22 protein-coding genes are annotated in these 22,035 nt (G+C 35.7%); 7 read left to right on the forward strand and 15 right to left on the reverse strand.

Annotation, left to right across the window (positions count from 1 at the left end):
- Positions 1-15: 15 nt before the first annotated feature.
- Positions 16-228, reverse strand: a complete 213-nt coding sequence (locus QJV49_RS04590; protein WP_021722597.1) for a hypothetical protein — start codon at positions 226-228, stop codon at positions 16-18.
- 351 nt (positions 229-579) lie between these two features.
- On the opposite strand from QJV49_RS04590, the gene QJV49_RS04595 reads away from it, so the two are divergent.
- Complete coding sequence (locus QJV49_RS04595) at positions 580-708, forward strand: hypothetical protein (protein WP_255597677.1); 129 nt, start codon at positions 580-582, stop codon at positions 706-708.
- Positions 709-726: 18 nt separating this feature from the next.
- A complete protein-coding gene (locus QJV49_RS04600) occupies positions 727-1,275 on the forward strand; it encodes a hypothetical protein (protein ID WP_225511806.1) in 549 nt (182 codons plus the stop codon).
- A gap of 10 nt (positions 1,276-1,285) precedes the next feature.
- On the opposite strand, the gene QJV49_RS04605 is transcribed toward QJV49_RS04600, so the two are convergent.
- The 11 genes from QJV49_RS04605 to QJV49_RS04655 form a co-directional block, all read right to left on the reverse strand.
- Positions 1,286-1,990, reverse strand: coding sequence for an HAD family hydrolase (locus tag QJV49_RS04605; RefSeq protein ID WP_225511805.1), 705 nt, complete (start codon positions 1,988-1,990; stop codon positions 1,286-1,288).
- Between the two features lie 169 nt (positions 1,991-2,159).
- A complete protein-coding gene (gene mnmG / locus QJV49_RS04610; protein WP_225511803.1) occupies positions 2,160-4,037 on the reverse strand; it encodes a tRNA uridine-5-carboxymethylaminomethyl(34) synthesis enzyme MnmG in 1,878 nt (625 codons plus the stop codon).
- Between the two features lie 373 nt (positions 4,038-4,410).
- Positions 4,411-4,998, reverse strand: coding sequence for a hypothetical protein (locus tag QJV49_RS04615; RefSeq protein WP_225511801.1), 588 nt, complete (start codon positions 4,996-4,998; stop codon positions 4,411-4,413).
- Between the two features lie 132 nt (positions 4,999-5,130).
- The gene (locus QJV49_RS04620) at positions 5,131-5,499 is read right to left on the reverse strand and encodes a DUF1033 family protein (RefSeq protein WP_225511800.1); all 369 of its coding nucleotides are present in this window, start codon (positions 5,497-5,499) and stop codon (positions 5,131-5,133) included.
- A 114-nt stretch (positions 5,500-5,613) separates the two neighbouring features.
- Positions 5,614-6,015: a Mini-ribonuclease 3 gene (locus QJV49_RS04625; protein ID WP_225511799.1), complete on the reverse strand. Its 402-nt coding sequence runs from the start codon at positions 6,013-6,015 to the stop codon at positions 5,614-5,616.
- Positions 6,008-7,354, reverse strand: coding sequence for a cysteine--tRNA ligase (gene cysS / locus QJV49_RS04630; RefSeq protein ID WP_225511797.1), 1,347 nt, complete (start codon positions 7,352-7,354; stop codon positions 6,008-6,010). The genes QJV49_RS04625 and cysS overlap by 8 nt, the downstream gene beginning before the upstream one ends.
- Positions 7,355-7,366: 12 nt before the next feature.
- Positions 7,367-7,960: a TMEM175 family protein gene (locus QJV49_RS04635; RefSeq protein ID WP_225511796.1), complete on the reverse strand. Its 594-nt coding sequence runs from the start codon at positions 7,958-7,960 to the stop codon at positions 7,367-7,369.
- Between the two features lie 13 nt (positions 7,961-7,973).
- Entirely contained in the window at positions 7,974-8,573 is a 600-nt protein-coding gene (gene cysE, locus QJV49_RS04640; protein ID WP_225511793.1) for a serine O-acetyltransferase, read from the reverse strand.
- Between the two features lie 106 nt (positions 8,574-8,679).
- Positions 8,680-9,450, reverse strand: coding sequence for a hypothetical protein (locus tag QJV49_RS04645; protein ID WP_225511790.1), 771 nt, complete (start codon positions 9,448-9,450; stop codon positions 8,680-8,682).
- A gap of 207 nt (positions 9,451-9,657) precedes the next feature.
- Positions 9,658-11,976 carry a polyribonucleotide nucleotidyltransferase gene (pnp, locus tag QJV49_RS04650; RefSeq protein ID WP_225511789.1) on the reverse strand — a complete coding sequence of 773 codons (2,319 nt, stop codon included), beginning with the start codon at positions 11,974-11,976 and terminating at the stop codon, positions 9,658-9,660.
- Positions 11,977-12,258: 282 nt separating this feature from the next.
- The gene (locus QJV49_RS04655; RefSeq protein ID WP_225511787.1) at positions 12,259-13,404 is read right to left on the reverse strand and encodes a hypothetical protein; all 1,146 of its coding nucleotides are present in this window, start codon (positions 13,402-13,404) and stop codon (positions 12,259-12,261) included.
- A 363-nt stretch (positions 13,405-13,767) separates the two neighbouring features.
- Between QJV49_RS04655 and QJV49_RS04660 the strand changes: the two genes are divergently transcribed.
- Positions 13,768-14,733 (forward strand): ribose-phosphate diphosphokinase, encoded by a 966-nt coding sequence (locus QJV49_RS04660; RefSeq protein ID WP_225511786.1) that lies wholly within the window; start codon positions 13,768-13,770, stop codon positions 14,731-14,733.
- Between the two features lie 120 nt (positions 14,734-14,853).
- On the opposite strand, the gene QJV49_RS04665 is transcribed toward QJV49_RS04660, so the two are convergent.
- Positions 14,854-15,285, reverse strand: a complete 432-nt coding sequence (locus QJV49_RS04665) for a universal stress protein (RefSeq protein WP_225511785.1) — start codon at positions 15,283-15,285, stop codon at positions 14,854-14,856.
- Between the two features lie 228 nt (positions 15,286-15,513).
- Between QJV49_RS04665 and QJV49_RS04670 the strand changes: the two genes are divergently transcribed.
- Positions 15,514-16,641, forward strand: coding sequence for a cysteine desulfurase family protein (locus QJV49_RS04670; protein WP_225511951.1), 1,128 nt, complete (start codon positions 15,514-15,516; stop codon positions 16,639-16,641).
- Between the two features lie 23 nt (positions 16,642-16,664).
- Positions 16,665-17,009 carry a DUF1831 domain-containing protein gene (locus QJV49_RS04675; protein ID WP_225511784.1) on the forward strand — a complete coding sequence of 115 codons (345 nt, stop codon included), beginning with the start codon at positions 16,665-16,667 and terminating at the stop codon, positions 17,007-17,009.
- 93 nt (positions 17,010-17,102) lie between these two features.
- On the opposite strand, the gene tuf is transcribed toward QJV49_RS04675, so the two are convergent.
- A complete protein-coding gene (gene tuf / locus QJV49_RS04680) occupies positions 17,103-18,290 on the reverse strand; it encodes an elongation factor Tu (RefSeq protein ID WP_003132374.1) in 1,188 nt (395 codons plus the stop codon).
- A 242-nt stretch (positions 18,291-18,532) separates the two neighbouring features.
- Here tuf and QJV49_RS04685 point away from each other — a divergent pair, with 242 nt between their 5' ends.
- Entirely contained in the window at positions 18,533-18,715 is a 183-nt protein-coding gene (locus tag QJV49_RS04685; protein ID WP_225511783.1) for an SPJ_0845 family protein, read from the forward strand.
- Positions 18,716-18,773: 58 nt separating this feature from the next.
- Positions 18,774-18,890 (forward strand): DUF4044 domain-containing protein, encoded by a 117-nt coding sequence (locus tag QJV49_RS04690; protein WP_014570713.1) that lies wholly within the window; start codon positions 18,774-18,776, stop codon positions 18,888-18,890.
- A gap of 57 nt (positions 18,891-18,947) precedes the next feature.
- Here QJV49_RS04690 and ileS read toward each other — a convergent pair whose 3' ends face one another.
- A complete protein-coding gene (gene ileS, locus QJV49_RS04695; protein WP_225511782.1) occupies positions 18,948-21,746 on the reverse strand; it encodes an isoleucine--tRNA ligase in 2,799 nt (932 codons plus the stop codon).
- Positions 21,747-22,035 lie beyond the last annotated feature (289 nt).

Below are 22,035 nucleotides of genomic sequence, written 5' to 3' on the forward strand. Positions count from 1 at the left end.
TCTCCTTCTATTCTTCTAAATCAGCATTCCTTCTGAAAATTTGCGATTTTCATTGCGCCAATATCTATCAATGGCATCTCTTGCCTCAGAAACAATCTCGAAAGATTCTTCAAACTCATATGGAAACCGATTTAGAAATTGTGAATCAAAAGTAATAATAAATTTTCTTGAGTCGTTCATTTTGATATCAAATGTTCTGTATCTGGTAATCATTTTTATATTTTCCAATAACTCCTCCTACTGTGTCTTAAGACACATTTTCTACATTTCCTATTTACTTTAAAAAACAGAACTAAAAAAGAGAATAGATTTCTCTATTCTCTTCATCTGTTGATATTATTGAGTTTTCTGGGTTCTAACCAAATTTAGGACACTTAGTTCTTTTTATTATTTATCGTAAAATTTATCTCTCATCCTGATTACAATTCTCGGCACTTATAGAATACAATTTTAGAATATGTCTTCAATCTTGTCAATTCAGCATTTTATCTATACTTTCTAATACCATATCATTCAATAAAATGAAAATAAAATGATAAAATAATTATAACAAACTAAAATTATCGAAAGGAGAATATAATGTCAGATATTCAACTCATTACAATTTTTAATACCAGTGCTACAGGAACTCCCAATCAATTCAAAACCTATCAAGTGATGGATGACAATTCTCTACGACTTTTTCAAGTGTCATCAGCATCAAATTAAAAATAGAAAGGATTATCTATGACTCCACTAGATTTAACTCATCTTACTGAAGATATCAAAAAAACAAAAAACTGGTCAATTCATCGTAAAAGAATGTATGCCATGGGATTAATGCATAACCTTTATATTACTGATGGTTCAAATAATGAAAATGAACACTCAATTATTCCTGCAAGTGACCGTTTGTTAACTGCGCAATTGGTCAGCGAAGTTCTTGACCAGCTGATTGAATATGATGAAATTACGATTTTTGAGGAAATGGTCGAAAATCATAAAACAACTTGTCCCTCTATTCAATTTTCACATATTTTATCTTTTGATGACGAAGCAGGAATACAGTATATTTTGAATTCTAATAGCTGGCTAAAGGTTTTACGTGGTTCAAATGACATAGCTCTTGTTATTACTGGTAATCTTGTTGGGGCATTTACTTTTTACCTTGAAAGTTCTAACGGAACTTTTGAAGAAAAAAAGATTACTTTTAACAAAAATGGAATTTATAGGCTATCTAACAAGCCTATTGACAGACTTTATTTAACTGCTGACTCTTTAAAACTAGTCCAATAATAAAAAACGGTTAATCACCGTTCTTTTCTATAAATGAATCAAAAAAATCTTGAATGTTTGTAAATTCATAATCAGCAATCGTTTCTTTTTCAGGACCAATATATGCTGTCTTCATCCCCAACTCTTGGGCGGGTTTGATGTCATGTTCGATAAGATCTCCAACCATTAAAGTCTCAGACGCTTGGAAATTTTCTTTGCTGAGCACATTTTTAAAGGCACGCGCATCTGGTTTCAGATAGCCTGTTTCACCAGAGATGTAAACAGAAAATAATTTTTCAACTTGAGAACGACGTAATTTTTCTCTCTGCTCCACATGACCTCCATTACTTAAAAGGGCAAGTTTATAGTTTTTTGAAAGACTTTTTAAATTTTGGATGAGTTGTTCATCAGGCTCTATCAATTCAAACAATCTATTCAAGAATTTTTTGAAAAAGCCTTTAAGATAATTTTCATCAACTTTCAAATCAAAATATTCGATAGTCAAGCTTAATCTTTCTTCTCTTAGCTCTTCAATCGTCATTTTTCTTTGGTGGACTTGTGGCCAAAGCAATTCATCAAATTCATGGTATTTCTCCATGAAACGGTTGAGCTCTTGGTCAGTAAATGGTCCTAATTGTTCTGAAAAAAGTTGGCGGTGAGCTAATTCCCAATATTTTTCTTTAAAAGGGAAAAGTGTATTGTCCCAATCAAAAATAATATTTTTTATTTCTGTCATCTATTTCCCTCATTCCTTGTTTAAGCCTATTTTATCAACTTTTAAAGTATTCCACAAGAAAAAAAGTTACTGACGAAAATTTTAAGTTGCTTCCTCAGTGCCAAAGCACAAGGACTCTCCCCAAAATTTTCTGTCAGTAACTTTTTGTCAGTAAAATTTTAATTTTTAATTATTTTCCTTCAAGATAAACCATGAGGATACTTATGTCAGCAGGATTTACACCTGAAATCCGACTCGCTTGTCCCAGCGTTTCTGGATTTATTTTTTTGAATTTTTGACGGGCTTCAGTAGCAATTGAGTCAAGCTTATCCCAATCCATATTTTTAGGAATTCTTTTCGCTTCCAAGCGATGCATTTTGTCCACTTGATCCATTGCTTTTTTGATGTAACCTTCATAAGTAATTTCAGTTTCAATCAATTCAATGACGGTACGATCAATCTTTTCTGGTGCTTGTCCGATAAAGTCGATGACTTCATTGTAGTGAACTTCAGGTCGTTTCAAAAATTCTGCACCTGTCAGCGCATCTTTAATTGGTCCAAAGCCCAATTTTCCTAATTTTTCTTGTGTGTCAGGCAAAGGTTTGAGTTTTTCTGAATTTAATCGTTTCATTTCACGGTCAAATTGAGCCATTTTTGCTTGGTAATGTTCCCATTGCTCATCTGAAACAAGGCCCACTTGACGGCCAATTTCAGTCAAACGGCGGTCAGCATTATCATGACGAAGAATCAAACGGTATTCTGCACGTGATGTCAAAAGACGATATGGTTCCAGCGTTCCCTTAGTTACCAAATCATCAATCATTACCCCAATATAAGCTTCACTACGTTTTAAGATAAATTCAGGCTTGCCTTGAACTTTAAGTGCTGCATTTATTCCAGCTACTAATCCTTGCCCTGCTGCTTCTTCATAGCCTGAGGTTCCGTTGGTTTGTCCCGCTGTAAATAGTCCAGAAACCAATTTTGTTTCAAGTGTTGGACGGAGTTGATGAGGCATCACTACGTCGTATTCTATAGCATAACCCGGACGCATCATTTGAGCATTTTCAAGTCCTGGAATTGATTTAACTAAATCAAATTGGACATCTTCAGGCATTGAAGTTGAAAGTCCACCGATATAGACTTCTTCTGTGTTCCGTCCTTCTGGTTCAAGGAAGAGTTGATGACGAGGTTTGTCAGCAAAGCGAGTGATTTTGTCTTCTATTGAAGGACAGTAGCGTGGCCCTACTCCTTTAACAATTCCTGAAAAAAGTGGTGCTCGGTGTAAATTATCACGCAAAATGGTATGACTATTCTCAGTAGTATAAGTGAGCCAGCATGGAATTTGATCTTTTAGATAATTTTCATCAGAGCTCATAAAACTAAAATGATTAGGCGCTTCATCACCTGGTTGAATTTCTGTTTTGTCGTAATCAATAGAACTTGCCAAAACGCGTGGAGGCGTTCCGGTTTTAAAACGACCAATTTCAAATCCAATTTCACGTAAATTATCTGCTAGACCAATTGATGAAAGAGAGTTATTAGGTCCTGAAGAATATTTAAGTTCTCCAATAATAATTTCACCACGCAAAGCAGTACCTGTAGTTATAATTACTGCCTTAGCACCATATTTAGTTCCTGTCGAAGTCTTGATTCCGATGACTTTTTTCTTTTCTTCATCAAGAATAAGTTCTTCAACCATTCCTTGACGGAGTGTCAAATTTTCTTGGTCAGAAACTGTATTCTTCATCGAAGCGGCATATTCATCTTTATCGGCTTGAGCGCGAAGAGCTCGAACTGCTGGACCTTTACCGGTATTAAGCATCTTCATTTGAATATAAGTCTTATCAATGTTGCGACCCATTTCACCACCGAGCGCATCAATTTCTCTGACAACAATTCCTTTAGCTGAACCACCAATTGATGGATTACATGGCATAAAGGCAACCATATTAAGATTAATAGTCATGAGCAGTGTTTTAGAGCCCATCCGTGCAGCTGCTAGTGAAGCTTCAACCCCTGCATGTCCTCCTCCGATGACAACGACGTCATAATTTTCTTGAAAATCCATTTTTTACTACGAATTTATTAAATTCGCCTTTCTTTATATTTTGATAAAAGTTCTTGCAAAAATACTGACAGAATTATTAATCCTTCTTTTACTGACAGCTTTTATAGTCCTTAATTAGCCTTATTAAAAGCTGTCAGTAAATATTTTGCAAATAAAAAAGCCAAAGCTGTGAAAAATATGTCAAAAAATCCTCTCATCAGTTACTGACAGAAAATAATCAAAATTGATCTTTCTGTCAGTAACTTTTAAAAGTTTCTTGTCATATTTTCCCGAGCTTTGACCATCGAGTTCTTATCTAAGATAATGATATTTTAACTCATTTTAAGCATTTTTTCAAGACTATTTTCTTATCATTTTAAATCTTAGACTGTTTTTAAAAAATTTCTTCCAATTCACGGTATAAAACTTGCTCAATGATATCTTGAGCAGACATATAATCATTAAAAAGAATGATACGATCTTTCTTCTTATTAGTAGGATCATATTGACCTGCGTAATCAATTTTGCCATCAGCTAATCTTACTGGAATAGCACTCCCTTGGGGATAGATGCCTAAAAACTTCCCTGAGTTAATTCCGTCGCCTATCAACTTCAAATAAGGTAGCTCATTTTCAGAACTTACCCCTTCCAAAGTTAAGTCATATTGTTGACCCTCAAAAGTTGCCGAAGGACCTGAAATAACAAGAGTTTTAGTTTTCTTAGCGATTGAGTTATTCTTCCAAAGCCCTGATAGTGTTAAAAAATTTTCTTTTTTGATTTCTTTGGTGTTTATTTTGATTCCCGTATTATTTGATTCTGTTTTATTTTCAGTTTTATTTTCAGTCGAATTTTGTGTGCTTGCTGTTGAATTCGAGAATGAATGCTCTTTAGATTGTTCTTGAACATTATGAAATAATGCCAGTCCAAGAACTGCGATAAGTAATATTAAAAATCCATCTAATATAATTAACGGTTTCTTCATAGCGCCTCCTAACATTAGATTTATATTATAAAATAATTATAATATAATTTCAAGTTTCTTACCAATGAAATGCTTACGATTATTTTATCAGAACAAAAGAAAGCTTACTCAATCAGTAAACTTTCTCATTTTTTAATTCTCAGTTCTCATTGAACAGAAACGTTCTGGCAGTTCTCCAGATTTTTTACTATAACCTGAGCGTTTTTTCTCAAGAGGAACCGCATGCCAGTCTTCCAGCAAAGCAATGCTGTGATAGCGTTGTAAATAACCTACACAGTCTTCACACCATTCTTCATCACCGTTTTTCCAAAATGCTGTTTGCAAACCAGACTTGCTAGTGAATTCTTTAAAATTCTTAGCCATTTCAAACCATTCTTTTTTATAACATTTTAAAGCTTTATAAAAATCATCAAACTCATCTACTGAAACTATGTCTTCTTTCCAGCCGTCGAAGAACCACCATGGTTCATCGGTGCCGTACATTGTAACTACTCTATACATCTCTTCTTCTTTCCGCTGATTTTTTCTTTGTATCTTTGCATACCTATTCTAGCGGATTTTTTTCTTTTTTTAAAATAATTTGCTTAATACTTTGATCTTTGTAATTAATAAACTTTAAATCAGATCTACTTCAATTGTTTTAAGACAAAAATCCCAAAATTCTTGAAGTCGCTCTTTTTGTTGCGTTAAATGGAGAATTCCAACAACAGCTTCAAAACCTGTTGATATTCTGTAAGTAACAACGTCGGTATTTTTGGCCGTCGTTTTAGAATGAGCATTACGCCCTCTTTTAAAATAGGTCAATTCATAGTCAGTCAAAAAATCAACTTCATCCATTGCGGAAATAATTTTTGCTTGCGCTTTGGCTGACACAAATCTCGTTGCATTTTTTTGAAGCATGGCTGGCTTTGTCAGGCCTTTGTCTAATAAGTACTCACGCACAAAGATCTCATAAATCGCATCCCCAATGTAGGCCAATGCAATTCCATTCAAAAGTTCTGCTTGTTGCTTATTCACGATGCCACCGTACCCCGTCTTTTGTATCTTCAAGAACAATACCTTGGGCTTTCAAAGCGTCACGAATTTCATCTGACTTCGCAAAATCACGGACTTCTCGTGCCAATTGTCTTGCTTCAATCATAGCTTCAATTTCGCTATCCAAACTTTGCTCAAATTCAAACTTAATCCCTAAAATTTCTAAAACTTGGTCAAAAAATTCTTTGACCTCAGGCCCACCGTTTCCTTTATTAACCCAAGAAACAAAGTCATAAAAAACAGTCATTCCATTGGCAATATTGAAATCTTCATCCATGGCAGCAACGAAATCATTTCTAAAAGTCGTGAGAGCTGACAAATTAGACTCAGCTTGTTCATCCAAATGACGATAAGCATTTTCAATTTTTTTGATATTATTTTCAGCTTCTGTTAGTGCATCATCAGTAAAATTGACTGGTTTTCTATAATGAGTAGTTGCTAAAAAGAAACGCAAAATTTGTGGGTTAACTACTTGAAGGAGTTCATGAACCGTTGTGAAATTGCCTAGTGATTTAGACATTTTTTCACCGTCAACATTTACGAATCCATTGTGCATCCAATAATTAACAAACTTCTGTCCGGTTTTTGCTTCAGATTGTGCAATTTCATTTGTATGGTGTGGAAATTCTAAATCTGCTCCTCCACCATGAATGTCAATTGTTTCACCTAATAGTGAAGTTGACATGACTGAACATTCAATATGCCAGCCTGGACGACCAGCTCCCCAAGGCGCTTGCCAAGAAACTTCATCAGCTTTTGCAGATTTCCAAAGAGCAAAATCGGCTGGTGATTCTTTAAGTTTTGTTTCTTCATCCGTACGTCCAGAAGCCCCTGCAAGTAAATCTGCAAGATTTTTATTCGCTAATTTAGCGTAATCTTTAGATTTAGACACACGGAAATATACGTCTCCTTGAGAAACATAAGCAAATTCTTTATCCACAAGTTCTTGAATAAACTCAATCATCGCTTCGATGAATTCTGTTGCTCTCGGATTTTGACTGGCTCTTTTAACATTTAAAGCATCAGTATCTTCATAAAAAGCAGCAATATAACGTTCAGAAAAATCTGTCGTAGTCATGTTTGCAGCTTTTGCACCGTTGATAATTTTATCATCAACATCTGTGAAATTAGAGATATATTGAACTTCAAATCCTCGAAATTCCAAATATTTTCTAACCAAATCAAAAGCAACAACAGAACGAGCATTTCCCACATGGATGTAATTATAAACAGTCGGTCCGCAGACATACATTTTTACTTTTCCAGGTTCAATCGGCTGAAAATCTTCTAGCTGTCGACTATAGGTATTATATATTTTCATTCTATTTCCTTCTTAATCTTCATCATAAACAATAGAGGTGATAAGAGAACGTATTGGTAAATAAAGCAATGGAATCCCCGTATAAGCAGGGTATCCAATACTCGAAATCACAATAGCAAGAGCAGACATCACAATCAAATCCCAAGGTTTTCGTGACTGATGTCTGCTGATTATTATTTCATTCAGGCGGTAAGTATATTTGATAATCAAAGAAGCAAACCGTGAGGTCACAATAATATATAAAACATATATGATTGTGAAGTATGCGGGATGAATTCCATTATCAATTTGAGTCATAAAGGGAAAAAGTGAGACAAGCATGAGAAAAATTGTATAAGCAAAAATCTGCCAACCACTAATTTTCTTTATGCGTCCAAAGAACTTACTAAATTGAAAATAATAAGAAACAACAACCAGAAAACTCACAAAGAAAATAATGAGTGAGCTGCTTGTTTCACGAAAATCATACTGATTATTGCCAATAAGTTTTGGTAAAGGAATTTCTAAAACCATAATCGTTGCAATGATAGACATAACAGCATCCGTAAATGATTTTAAAGTTGCAAGTAAATTTCCCTCATAAATAGCTACTTTTCTCTTTTTCACTTCTCATTTCTCCTCACAGATGTGATGAATGATAGCTTGCTTCTCGTTTTTCTTCAAGGCTTGTGATGCGCTCGACATCTTTTTTACCTTTAACTCGAACAACTTTTGCGGGTATTCCAACAACAGTTACTTCTGGCGGAACATCTGTTACCACAACAGCACTTGCCCCTACTTTTGCATTTCTTCCAACTTCAATAGGGCCTAAAAGTTGTGAATGGGCAGAAATTAATGCCCCTTGTCTAATTGTTGGATGACGTTTCCCTTTATCTTTTCCTGTACCGCCCAAGGTAACTCCATGATAAAGTTTGACATCCTTTTCAACGATGGCAGTTTCGCCAATCACTAATCCTGAACCATGGTCAATAAAGACGCCGTGAGCAATTTCTGCTCCTGGATGAATTTCAATTTGAGTCCAAAACCGCCAAAATTGTGAGTGCATCCGCGCCAAAAGTTTCAAATGATGATGCCAAAGAAAATGTGAAATTCGGTGAGCTGCAAGAGCTTTTACTCCCGGATAGGTCAATAAGACTTCCAGGGCAGTTCTAGCTGCTGGATCATTTTCTTTGGTCACTCGAATTGCTTCAGACCAAAAACCTTTCTTTTTTTCGTTCATTTTTTCCTACTTCGTTAAAAAATACTTATAGTAAATTATACCATAAGCATTGTGGGCCTTGTTGATTCAAAAACGTTGAATTGACTAAATCAATCTTTCAATTCATTTAATCTCTTGTTAATTCTTCCCAAGTGACCATTGAATTTTGAACTTCTTCTTGTGAGTAGTCCAAAGGATTTACCGTAATTCCAAGGCTTTTACCTATGTCATTTATGGCCTCGTCTTCTCCATTTAATAATTCATCAATTTTTAAAAGTAGAACTTGTCCATTATTTTCCTTAAAGGCTTGACTAAAGTAATCTTCATTGTGCCACTTAGCCAAACTATCTAAGTTATCAAATAAAGGAAGGTATTCTTCATTGTCCTGATTGATTAGATTAGGGAAAGTTCTTTGACCACTTGTTGTGACGAAAGCTGGGACGAAATAATATTTTTCTCTTTGTTCAGCCTCAAGATTTTCCGGGCTAAAAACTTTATTCAAAATTTCAGTATAATGAACTAAAAATTGCATTAATTCTGGTGTCCCAAAATAGACGGTGTTGCCTTTGTCCTCATCTTGAGGCAATTTAGGATTGATTGCTAAAATATCAATATCCGTTTCCATTAATTGGTCTAAAATTTCAATTAATGAGTGCAATTCCCATTCCGTCTCAAAGTCTGTCAGTTCTGACAGGAAAACTTCAAGTTCTTCTTCTGTTGTAAAAACAGGTAGAGCCTTGTGGTCTTCAATCGGAACGAAGAAAACTGATTTTGGTGCCAATACTGGAAATTGATGAAAAGCATAGACCAATGAGAGGTCTTCCATAAATGAGCCTGGATTTGCTAATGAAACTCGCAAACGTTCATCTAATTCTGGATTGAGATTATAATTTGACATATTTTTTGCTGACAGACCTGTCAGTAATTATTTACAAGCTAAGTAAACAAATAGTTTACTGACAGAAATCCAAGCATGAATAATCACATTTCGGTTATAGTCTATCCATTAGCCCTCTAAGACTTCTGAATAGACTAGCATTTTCATCAGCAAATTTTATTTTATTTCAAGGTCTATTTTTACAGCTTTTCCATTTTATAATTGAGCTTATTCTGGTTTTTTAGTTGAAAGTTCTGGAAACTCTTCATCAATATGTGATTTACGTTCCCGGCGCTCAAAACTGTGATTCCCAACTTTATTTCCTTGGTTATTACGGTCATTATTGCGACGGTCAAAACTATTACCACGGTTATTTCCGTTACCTTTACGACGGTCACCATTTTCACGGCGCTCTCTTGGTTTACGCTCAGGTTCAACATAATCTTCTGGCTTTTCAACTAAAGCACGCATTGATGCATCCACGCGACCTTTGTCATCAATTTTCATGATTTTAACTTTGACAGTGTCACCTAATTTCACAAGATCTTCAACATTTTCTGTCCGAGCCCAAGCCATTTCAGAAATATGAACCATTGCATCTTGCTTACCAAATAGATTTACAAAAGCACCAAAACTTTCGATACGAACCACTTTTGCATCGTAAATTTCACCAACTTTTGCTTCACGAACAAGTTCAGTAATAATTTCTTTAGCACGATCAATCGCTGCTTGGTCAGAAGAGAAAATTGAACAAAGTCCTTCGTCATCAATATCAATTTTTACGCCTGTTTCAGCAATAATTTTATCGATTTGCTCACCACCTTTACCGATGACAACTTTAATCTTATCGACAGGAATTGTAATTGTATCAATTTTAGGTGCTGACGGTGCTAACTCTTCACGAGGTTGTGCAATTGTTGCTTCAATTACATCAAGAATTTGGAAACGTGCAGTTTTTGCTTGTGCAAGAGCTTCGGCAAGAATTTCTGGTGTAATTCCTGAAATTTTAATATCCATTTGCAGCGCAGTAATCCCGTCACGAGTTCCCGCAACCTTAAAGTCCATATCACCAAAATGGTCTTCAAGCCCTTGAATATCTGTCAAAACAGTATAATTTGTTCCGTCAGAAATCAAGCCCATCGCAATCCCAGCAACTGGTGCTTTGATTGGCACACCACCAGCCATAAGAGCAAGTGTTCCTGCACAGATTGAGGCTTGTGATGACGAACCATTTGATTCTAAAACTTCAGCAACCAAACGAATGGCATAAGGGAATTCTTCCAATGATGGCAATACTTGTTCTAAAGCACGTTCTCCGAGCGCTCCGTGACCAATTTCACGACGACCAGGTGCCCCGTAACGCCCTGTTTCGCCAACAGAATACTGTGGGAAATTATAATGATGCATAAAACGTTTTTTATATTCATCATTTAAGCCATCAATGATTTGTGCTTCATTCATTGGTGCCAAAGTCAATGTTGATAAAGCTTGGGTTTGACCACGAGTAAATAAACCTGTCCCATGTGTAATATTACGGGGGGTAAAGTCAATTTCAGCATCAAGCGGACGAATTTCATCAATCTTACGTCCATCAGGACGGATTTTATCTTCGGTAATCAAGCGACGAACTTCCGTATGTTCCATTCCTTCAAGAATTTCAGCAAGATCACGCAAAATGATTGATAGATTTTCATCGTTCTCATATTTTGCACTATAAACAGAAATTATCGCCTCTTTAACTGCTTTTGTCGCAGATTCACGCGCTAATTTTTCTTCAATTTGAACTGCTTTTTGTAAATCTGAATTGTATGCTGCAATAACTTCGGCTTTTAAATCTTCATCAACATGCAGAAGTTCAACTTCAGCTTTTTCTTTTCCAACTTTTGCAACAATTTCATTTTGAAATTCAATTAATTTTTTAACAGCATTATGTCCTGCCAAAAGTGCACCCAGCATCACTTCTTCTGAAAGCTCCTTGGCCCCAGATTCAACCATATTGATTGCGTTGATATTTCCTGCAACAGAGAGTTCCAAACTTGAAACCTCTTTTTCTGCAACAGTTGGATTGATGATATATTTTCCATCAATATAAGCTACTTCAACCCCTGCAATTGGTCCATCAAATGGAATATCAGAAATTGCAAGCGCTAAAGAAGAGCCAAACATTGCTGCCACACGGCCTGAAGCATTTTCATCATGAGAAAGGACAGTATTAATGACTTGAACTTCATTACGAAAACCTTCAGCAAACATTGGACGAATGGGGCGGTCAATTAAACGAGCAGTCAAAGTTGCATCAGTTGAAGGGCGTGCTTCACGTTTGTTGAACCCCCCTGGGAATTTACCAGCAGCATACATTTTTTCTTCATAGTTCACTTGAAGTGGGAAGAAATCACCTGTAGCCATTTTACCCATTGTAGCGGCTGTTAAGACAGTTGTATCTCCATAACGTACAACAACAGCACCATTTGCTTGTTTTGCAACTTGACCTGTTTCAACAGTTAATGTCCGACCTGCAAATTCGATTGAAAATGTTTCTTTTGTCAATGTTTTTCTCCTTGACTTGAAATGCTATGAACTTTCTCTAACAGTCCAGTCTCCTGCTTTTGTAATATATTTTAGCTTTATGTTTTTCTAAACAAAAATCAATCTGTCATTCATAAACCTCTTGTCAGTAATTTTTCACTGACGAAATTTTTTTATTTTCTGTCAGTAACTTTTTTACTGACAGATTCACTTTTGTATAGAGCTACACGTATGTCCCATTATACTATATTTTAAGTAAGAAAAAAAGGCTCATAGAGAGCCTTTCAGACAATTTTTAGTTTATTAGTTAGCGGCTTTTACAGCAATTTCGCCAGATACTTTAAATTGGTTTGCAGCTGGAAGAGCTTTGTAAGTGTCAAGTTGTTCTTGAGTTGCAAAGTAAAGATTTCCAGTGATTTCAGATTGGATTGATTGACCATCGGTCCCTTTCATGTCGCGTGCCATAATTGAAGCATCTTTACCAACATAAACGTCACCTTTGATATTACCACCTTCAAGATCGAAAGCAGGTGAGTTAACAATCAAGCGTCCAACTGTCAAAGTATAAGATTTAGTGACTTGATGTTGATCATTTTGTTTAATCATTGCAAGTGTACGTTGAACGGCTGATTTTTCATTGAGGAAAGTGCCATCAATTGTAAGGTCTTTACCTGAAGCGTCAACATCAGCGTTAGTAGCTACAAGCCAAGCCCCATTTTTTCCGAGTGCTTTTTTCAATACTGAAACATCAGCAGTACCAGTTGTTGCCCCAGTTTCTGTATCTGTTCCATTTCCTTCAAATGAATAAGTTACATTTCCGTGAGCGCCCGCTGTAATTCCACCAGGTTTGAATGAAACGACATCGCCTTTAACAACTGAAGTTGTACCAGTTACTTTAACTTTTTGAGCATCTGGTAATTTATTGTAAGCATCAAGAAGATCTTGGCTAGCAAAAGTCAAGTTACCATCAATTGTTGCTTGTCCTTCAACACCTGTACCAGTTTGTCCGTGGAAGCCAGCTGCAAACACATCAACATTTCCTTTAACAGTACCATTTGAAATATAGAAACCAGGAGATTTCACTTCAATTTTATCGACTGTTAAAGTATAGCGGTCAGTAATTTTGTGGCTGCTATCTTGATTATAGATTGCCAATTTACGAGCAACTTGTCCGTCACCTAAGAAAAGACCTTCAACAGTCAAAGTTTTCCCAGAAGCATCCATATCACCTTTAGTTGCATTCAACCAAGCTCCGTTTTTAGCAAAGCCTTTTTGCAAATCAGAGAAGTTATTTGTTCCTTGAGTTGCACCAGCAAAAACTTCTGCTTTAGATGATTGTTCTGTTTTTTTATCAGAGCTACTTGAAGAGTTATTGCTTCCACAAGCGGCAAGTAAAGAAACTGAGAGTACTGAAACTGCAAGAAGTGAAATCACTTTTGTTTTTTTCATTTTTAATTCCCCTAAAAATAAATAATTTGTTCGTAACACTTAGCTTTCACGAACCTTACAGAACCATTGTAACACCTCGCTTTTGTAAACGCAAGACTTTGCACGAACTTTCACAAACTTTGTATTCTAGTTTTATTGAAAATGTTTTCAATCACTTATATACCATACTTTAAAGCTTTTTTTAATTTATCAGAATTTTAAGTTTGTGAAATTATTTTTTACTTCAAAAAATTATTCTAAATACTCTCAAATTTTATTTTCTGATTAATTCACAAAGATATTTACAGATATAGACTAGGAAAATCACCATTATTTTGATAAAATAGAACTATATTATTTCATAAAAGAAAATGGAGAGAAATCGTGGTTTACTCTGATTCACACTTAAAGCTTTTTGCCTTAAACTCAAACCCTGGTCTTGCTGAGAAAATTAGCCAGTTTACAGGAGTTCCTCTAGGAAAACTTTCTTCAAAACAGTTTTCTGATGGTGAAATTATGATTAACATGGAAGAAAGTGTCCGTAGTCAAGACATCTTTATTGTTCAGTCGACGAGCTGCCCTGTTAATGATCACCTTTGGGAATTATTAATCATGATTGACGCATGTAAACGCGCTTCTGCTCGTACAATTAACGTTGTTATTCCTTATTTTGGATATGCTCGTCAAGACCGTACTGCGACTTCTCGTGAACCAATCACAGCTAAATTAGTTGCTGATATGATTGTCAAAGCTGGAGCTGACCGCCTACTAACTCTTGATATTCATGCTGTCCAAGTTCAAGGTTTCTTCGATATCCCTGTAGACAACTTGTTCACTGTCCCACTTTTTGCTGACTACTATCGTAAGAATGGATTGTTTGGTGATGACGTTATCGTTGTAGCACCAAAAAATTCTGGGATTAAACGTGCACGCTCACTTGCTGAATACTTAGAATCTGCAATTGCTATCGTTGACTATGAAGATGATGACAAAAACCGTGAAAACGGATATGTTATCGGTAACGTTGCAGGTAAAAAAGTAATTCTTATCGATGATATTTTGAATACTGGGGTCACCTTTGCCAATGCTGCAAATGTTGTGCGAGAAGCTGGAGCAAGTGAAATTTATGCGGTTGCCAGCCACGGATTATTTACTAGCGGAGCAGCTGATATTCTTGAAAAAGCTGATATCAAAGAAATTTTGGTCACAGATTCTGTTGTAACAAACCATCGCAAACCTTTAAATGTAAAATATTTGAGTGCAGCTGAGTACTTAGCCAGTGCTATTCTTCGTATCCACGAAGGACGCCCAGTTTCTCCACTTTTTGAACATGAAAAACCACAAGACTAAAGTAATTCTTACTGAGTCACTTCTGATAATTAAAAATGCCAACTTAAAGTTGGTATTTTATTTTTGATGCATCAATTTATAAAATAAAAGTCATCTCATTGATGACTTTTTTTATTTTCATTATTTGATAACCATTACATTACAAGGAGCATGATTAACTATATATTGTGTTGTAGAACCAATGATGAAACGGTCAATTGCATCAAGTCCAGTTGAACCAATCACAACTAAATCAATGTTATTTTCTTTTACAAAATTAATAATTTCTCTTTTAGGACTACCAGTTAGACGTACAATCTCAAAATCAACTTCTGTTCCTTTAAGATATTCTTGGACTTGCTCTGCAACGTAATCGGAATGCTCTTGTACACTTTTATATAAGGTCATCGTATCTAAATGTACTGGGATATTTGCTAACTTATCATTTAAAACATACACTACTTTCAGATGTGAATGATTTAATTTTGCCGTGTCAATCGCCTCACGAAGTGCATCGTAAGCCTGTTCTGAACCATCTACTGCAACTAAGATATTTTTATATTCTTCAACCATGATAAAACCTCCCTAAGAATATTATATAATTAAAATTAGAAATATACCATCAATAAATAACATCCTCGCAAATAGATATTTATTGAACAATCTGTATTGCTTTTCAGATAAAAAGAATAAAAAAATGGTAAAATAGAGCTTACAGATAGGGAATTATCTAGTTCTGATTGAATTAAATAATTTCCATATAAAATATCCAGCAATTACTACGAAAGGTAGGAAAATAAAATTATATATTTAGATAACGCTGCTACTACTCCTTTACTTCCTGATGTTATTACCGCAATCTCAGAAAGTTTATTCGCTAATTTTGGAAATCCCTCTAGCATTCACAGTCTCGGACGTTCTTCAAGTCAGATTGTTCGTAAAGCCCGTGAAACTGTGGCAAATGCTCTGGAAGTTCCAAGTCGTAATATCATTTTCACCTCAGGTGCTAGCGAAGCTAATAACCAAGCCTTGATTGGTTATGCACTAGCTAATAGGGATAAAGGAAATCATATTATCACAACAGCTATTGAACATCCTTCTGTACTCAATACTGTTCGATATCTTCACGATCGCTATGGATTTGATGTTAGCTTTGTAAAACCAAAAGCAGATGGAACATTTCCAGCTTCACTTATTGAGGAAAATCTACGTCCTGATACAATCTTAGTCAGCATGATGTGGGCTAATAATGAAACGGGCCAACTTCTTCCAGTAAAGGAAGTCGGAAAGCTCTTGAAGCAACATCAAGCCGTTTTCCATGTTGATGCTACTCAAGTAATGGGAAAAATTTCCGTGCATCCTTTGGATGTTTCAGCTGATTTTCTCTCAGCATCAGCGCACAAATTTCATGGCCCAAAAGGGGTCGGCTTCTTGTATTATAACGAAAAGCTACATTTTGATGCTTTGATTCATGGAGGAGAACAAGAAGAAAAAAGACGGGCTGGTACAGAAAATCTCCATTCTCTTGTTGGTTTAGCTAAAGCCTTAGAACTTGCACTTGAAAATATTGAATCAAATTATAAAGCAGTTGAAAAACTTAATGAAACCTTACTAACTAAACTAGGAGAACAAAAGATTTCATTTTATAAAAATAATTTTGGTCCAAGTATGCCTCATGTTCTAAATCTTGCTTTTCCAAATGAAAATCATGATTTACTCTTGACCAAACTTGATTTAGCTGGTTTCGCAATCTCAACTGGTTCTGCTTGTACGGCCGGTACAATTGAACCCTCCCATGTTCTTGAAGCTGTTTACGGGAAAAATTCTGAAAAACTAAAAGAAAACATACGTATTTCTTTTTCAGAAATGAATACAATTGATGAAGTTAATCTCTTCGTTGAAAAGCTTAGTTCTATTTTGAAAAAATAAACAATTTATTTAGGAGACTCACAATGGCATTTATCACTGAAAAACATTTGGAAGGTAGCAAATATATTTATCAACTTGCGCCCACTGTTAAAAAATTCACTCTAAAAGATACAACTTTTATTCAAACTAAAATTGGTAATTTTGAATTTAAAAGACTTCTTGAAGAGGTTCCAAATTCAAACGAAGGATTTTTATTAAAAATTATTGTTAATCCAGATTTAAGTGGTTTTAAACTTTCAGTTACTGACAAATCCGGTTTACGAAATGTTGATATTTTTAAAAATGCGAGTGAAATGATTCAAAATAAATTTTACTTTCAAATGGATGCACTTGTTGACCGAGGTGTATTTACAAAATCAGAAATTTAAAAAACTCCCTTTGGGGAGTTTTTATTTTAAGCAAAATTTTAAATAAAAAAAGAACTGCCATAAATGACAGCTCCAATTTGCTTAGATTTATAATTAAGCTTTGATTTCAGCAACGATACCTGAACCAACAGTACGTCCACCTTCACGGATAGAGAAAGTAGTACCTTGTTCGATCGCAACTGGGTGGATCAATTCAACGTCGATATGCACGTTGTCACCAGGCATTACCATTTCAGTTCCTTCTGGAAGTTTAACTGAACCAGTAACGTCAGTTGTGTGGAAGTAGAATTGAGGACGGTAGTTGTCGAAGAATGGAGTGTGACGTCCGCCTTCTTCTTTGCTCAATACATAAACTTCACCTTCGAAGAGTTTGTGTGGAGTGATTGAACCTGGTTTAGCAATAACTTGACCACGTTCGATTTCGTCACGTTGGATACCACGGAGAAGTGCACCGACGTTATCACCAGCAAGACCTTCAGTAAGTGTTTTACGGAACATTTCGATACCAGTAACAACAGCTTTTTTAGTTTCTTCTTTGATACCAACGATTTCAACTTCGTCACCAACTTTAACAGTACCACGTTCGATACGTCCTGAAGCAACTGTACCACGACCAGTGATAGAGAATACGTCTTCGACTGGAAGAAGGAGTGGTTTGTCAGTGTCGCGTTCTGGAGTTGGGATGTATTCATCAACGATATCCATCAATTCTTCAACTTTAGCAACCCATTGTGGTTCACCGTTCAAAGCACCAAGTGCTGAACCAGCGATTACAGGAATATCGTCACCTGGGAAGTCGTATTCGCTCAAGAGGTCACGAACTTCCATTTCAACGAGTTCCATCAATTCTTCATCATCAACAAGGTCAGCTTTGTTAAGGAAGACGATAAGGTATTTAACACCAACTTGACGTGAAAGCAAAATGTGTTCACGAGTTTGTGGCATTGGTCCATCAGTTGCAGCAACAACGAGGATTGCACCGTCCATTTGGGCAGCACCAGTGATCATATTTTTAACGTAGTCCGCGTGACCTGGAGCGTCGATGTGGGCATAGTGACGTTTTTCAGTTTCGTACTCGATGTGAGCAGTGTTGATTGTAATACCACGTTCGCGTTCTTCTGGAGCAGCATCGATAGATGCGAAGTCAGTCGCTTTAGAGTAACCTTTGTCAGACAATACTTTAGAGATTGCAGCTGAGAGGGTAGTTTTACCATGGTCAACGTGTCCGATAGTACCAATATTAACGTGTGGTTTGCTACGGTCGTATACTTCTTTAGCCATTTTAAAAATGTCTCCTTTGGGGAATTTGTTTTATTATAGGTAGTCTGCATAAAGCAAACTACCGTTCTTTATCATTATACTTAAAATAGTTTTGAAATGCAAGTCTTATCAGCTTTTAATCGCATTTTTTCAAGAAGTTTTTTTATATATCTAGCTTTTTTATCTATGAAGTAGTAAAATGGTTCTAGTATTGCTCTTCTCTTTTTGAGCACTGTTAAATATTTTATTTTAAGGAGACCACAATGGGTTTAACTTTTAGAAAACGTGATGATTTTGATAAAATGATGGATGATTTAGGTGTATCAACTGTTGATTTAGTGACTGATGATGATAAAAAAACCGTTCCCTCTCCTGAAAAGAAGGAAGATCCATTTGCTAAATTTTTGAGTCAAAAAGAAAATAATAAGGATAAAGACCCAAACTAATTGAAAAGTCTTCTTTTTCTTGTTACAATTAATTAAAAATATTTTTATTGAGGAACTCATGGCATATAAAAAACCACAAAAAAGTACTTTCCAAAAAGTAACCATGGTCGTTGTAATTATCATGGTTGTTCTTACGCTTTTCAGCGTACTTGCATCAATGCTTGCGGTATTGTAATTATTAATTTTAAAATAAAAAGTTACTGACAGTTTTGTCAGTAACTTTTTTTATTTATTAATCTTCAAAACCTTCTTCAAGGATTTCAGGGAATTCTGTTTCAACGATGTGTGCACAATTTTCACAAAGCATTTTGAGATGTTCATTAACACTGTGTCCAACTGTTTCATCAGTTCTACGGCAACGATCACAAACTTCTCCAGCCGCATGTTCAACAAGAACAGCAAGGTCATCAAATTTCATTGCAGACTCTGGGGCATTGTTTACTGATTCGTTGGCAACTACAAAGTTTGATACAATCAAAAGTTGAGCAACATTTTCATCAATTGCAGTCAATAAAGTACGTACAACTTCATTTGGATAAATAGTTACTGTTGCTTCCAATGATTTACCAATCAGTTTTGCTTCACGAGCACTTTCCAAGGCTTTCAAAATCTTATCACGGAAATCAAGAAATTCTTGCCAGTTTCCTAACAATTCTTCACTTCCAGGAATTTCTGCTGCTTCTGGCATTTCTGCAAGATAAGCAAAATTTTCTGATTCATGTTCCAAGTAGGTCCATGCTTCTTCTGCTGTATGTGGCAAAATTGGTACAAGAATTTTCACTAAATCTTTCAAAATAACATACATAACTGTTTGCATTGAGCGGCGTTCTGGTGAATTTGCTGCTTCAATATAAACAACATCTTTAGCAAAATCAAGATAGAAAGATGACAAATCATTTGTGATGAAATTAATGATTGATTTGTAAACAGTCATAAAGCTATAGTTATCATAAGCTGTACGAATTTGTTTTACAAGTTCATTAAATTTCACAAGCATATATTTATCTACTGGACGAAGTTCTGCGAAATCAATCGCATCTTCTTTTGGATTAAAATCAGATGTATTAGCGATTAAGAAACGCAATGTATTCCGGATTTTACGGTAAACTTCAGAAACTTGACTTAGAATATCCATTGATACACGAACATCTGATTCAGTATCAATTGATGCCACCCAAAGACGGAGGATGTCAGCACCAAATTTCTTAGTGACATCTTTTGGCACGATTGTATTTCCAATTGATTTAGACATCTTACGCCCTTTACCGTCTAAAACAAATCCTTGCGAAAGAACTGCTTTATATGATGCAACGCCATTTACCGCAACTGAGGTTGTAATTGATGAATTAAACCAACCACGGTACTGGTCTGAACCTTCAAGGTAAAGATCCGCTGGGAAGCTAAGGTAGTCACGTTCGTTAAGGACACCATTCCAAGAAGAACCTGAATCAAACCAAACGTCCATGATATCTTTTTCTTTTGTAAATTCACCAGTTGGTGAAGCTGGATGAGTGAATCCTTCTGGTAAAAGGTCTTTTGCTTCACGTTCAAACCAAACTTTTGAACCAAATTCAGCAAAAAGTTTGGCTACATGTTCAGTTGTTTCTGGTGTGATAATTGGTTCTCCATTTTCACCATAGAAAATTGGCAATGGAACTCCCCAAGCACGTTGACGTGAGATAACCCAATCGCCACGATCACGAACCATATTGAATAAACGAGTTTTACCCCATGGAATTACCCAATCTACTCTTTCAACTTCATCTAAAATATTTTGACGGAAGTCATCGATTGAAGCAAACCATTGTGGTGTTGCACGGAAAATTACTGGTTTTTTAGTACGCCAGTCATGTGGATATGAGTGAGTGAAGAACTCGAGTTTCAATAAAGCATCTTTTTCTTCAAGCCATTTACTGACAACTTTATTTCCTTCATCGTAGAAAAGTCCTTCAAGTCCAGGAGCTTCATCTGTATAGTAACCACGATTATCAATTGGTGATAGAACAGGCAATTTATACTTACGACTTGCGAAGTAGTCATCTTCACCATGTCCTGGGGCAACGTGTACAAGACCAGTACCAGAATCAAGAGTAACATAATCCGCATTCATGATTAAAGTTTCACGGTCATAGAACGGGTGTTGTGCTACCATATATTCTAATTCAGAACCTTTAATTGTTTGAAGAACTTCTGGATTTTCCCATTCTAATTTTTCTACAACAGCTTCAAGCATTTCTGATGCAATAACAAATTTACGACCATTTACTGCTACAACTGAATAATCATAGTCAGGATGAGCAAAGATTCCCAAATTTGATGGAATTGTCCATGGTGTTGTTGTCCAGATCACAAATTCTACATCTTCTGGTAGTTTACCTTTAGTATCTTTAGCTTTGAATGCAACAAAAATTGATGCTGAACGAACATCTTGATATTCGATTTCAGCTTCAGCAAGTGAACTTTCTGATGAAGGTGACCAATAAATTGGTTTTTGGCCTTTGTAGATATATCCTTTTTCAGCCATTTTACCAAAAACGCGAATTTGAGCTGCCTCATATTCTGGCAATAATGTCAAATATGGACGGTCCCAATCAGCAAGAACACCAAGAGATTTAAAATCGGAACGTTGCATATCTACTTGTTTCATCGCATATTTACGACATTCCTCAAGATAATCAAGCAAGTCCATTTCTTTACGCTTCATACCCGCTTTAGCAAGTTGCTGTTCAATTGGTAAACCATGAGTATCCCACCCCGGAACGTAAGGGGCACGAAAGCCTGCCATTGATTTATAACGAACAATAATATCTTTTGAAATTTTGTTCAAAGAGTGGCCGAGGTGAATATTTCCGTTCGCATAAGGAGGGCCATCATGGAGCATAAAGGAAGGTTTTCCCTCATTTAATTCTTGACGTTTTTCATAAAGGGACGCATCTGCCCAATCTTTTTGCCAGTTTGGTTCTTTATTTGGCAAGCCTGCACGCATTGGGAAAGCTGTTTTTCCCAAATTCAAAGTATCTTTGATTTTCATATTTTCTTCTTTCTTTCGATTTTGTTTTTATTGAATAAAAAAAACGATTTTTCGTAAAGGACGAAAAACCGTGGTACCACCTTCATTTTTTCTGTCAGTAAAATTTACTGACAGAAACTCTTTTGCGTAACGTGCAAGACGCTTGAACTTACTTTTAGTTCAGTCCAAGATTTTTCTAAAGATTGTTTGAGAAAATAAATTCTGTCAGTAACTTTAGAAATCCAATCAGCTGATAATAAGAAAAATAGGGAATACGAGTCTTCCATCATCACTCGCTTGCTTGAATTAT

Origin of the sequence: Lactococcus sp. NH2-7C (assembly GCF_029953655.1) — a bacterium.
GTDB classification, from domain to species: Bacteria; Bacillota; Bacilli; order Lactobacillales; family Streptococcaceae; genus Lactococcus; species Lactococcus lactis.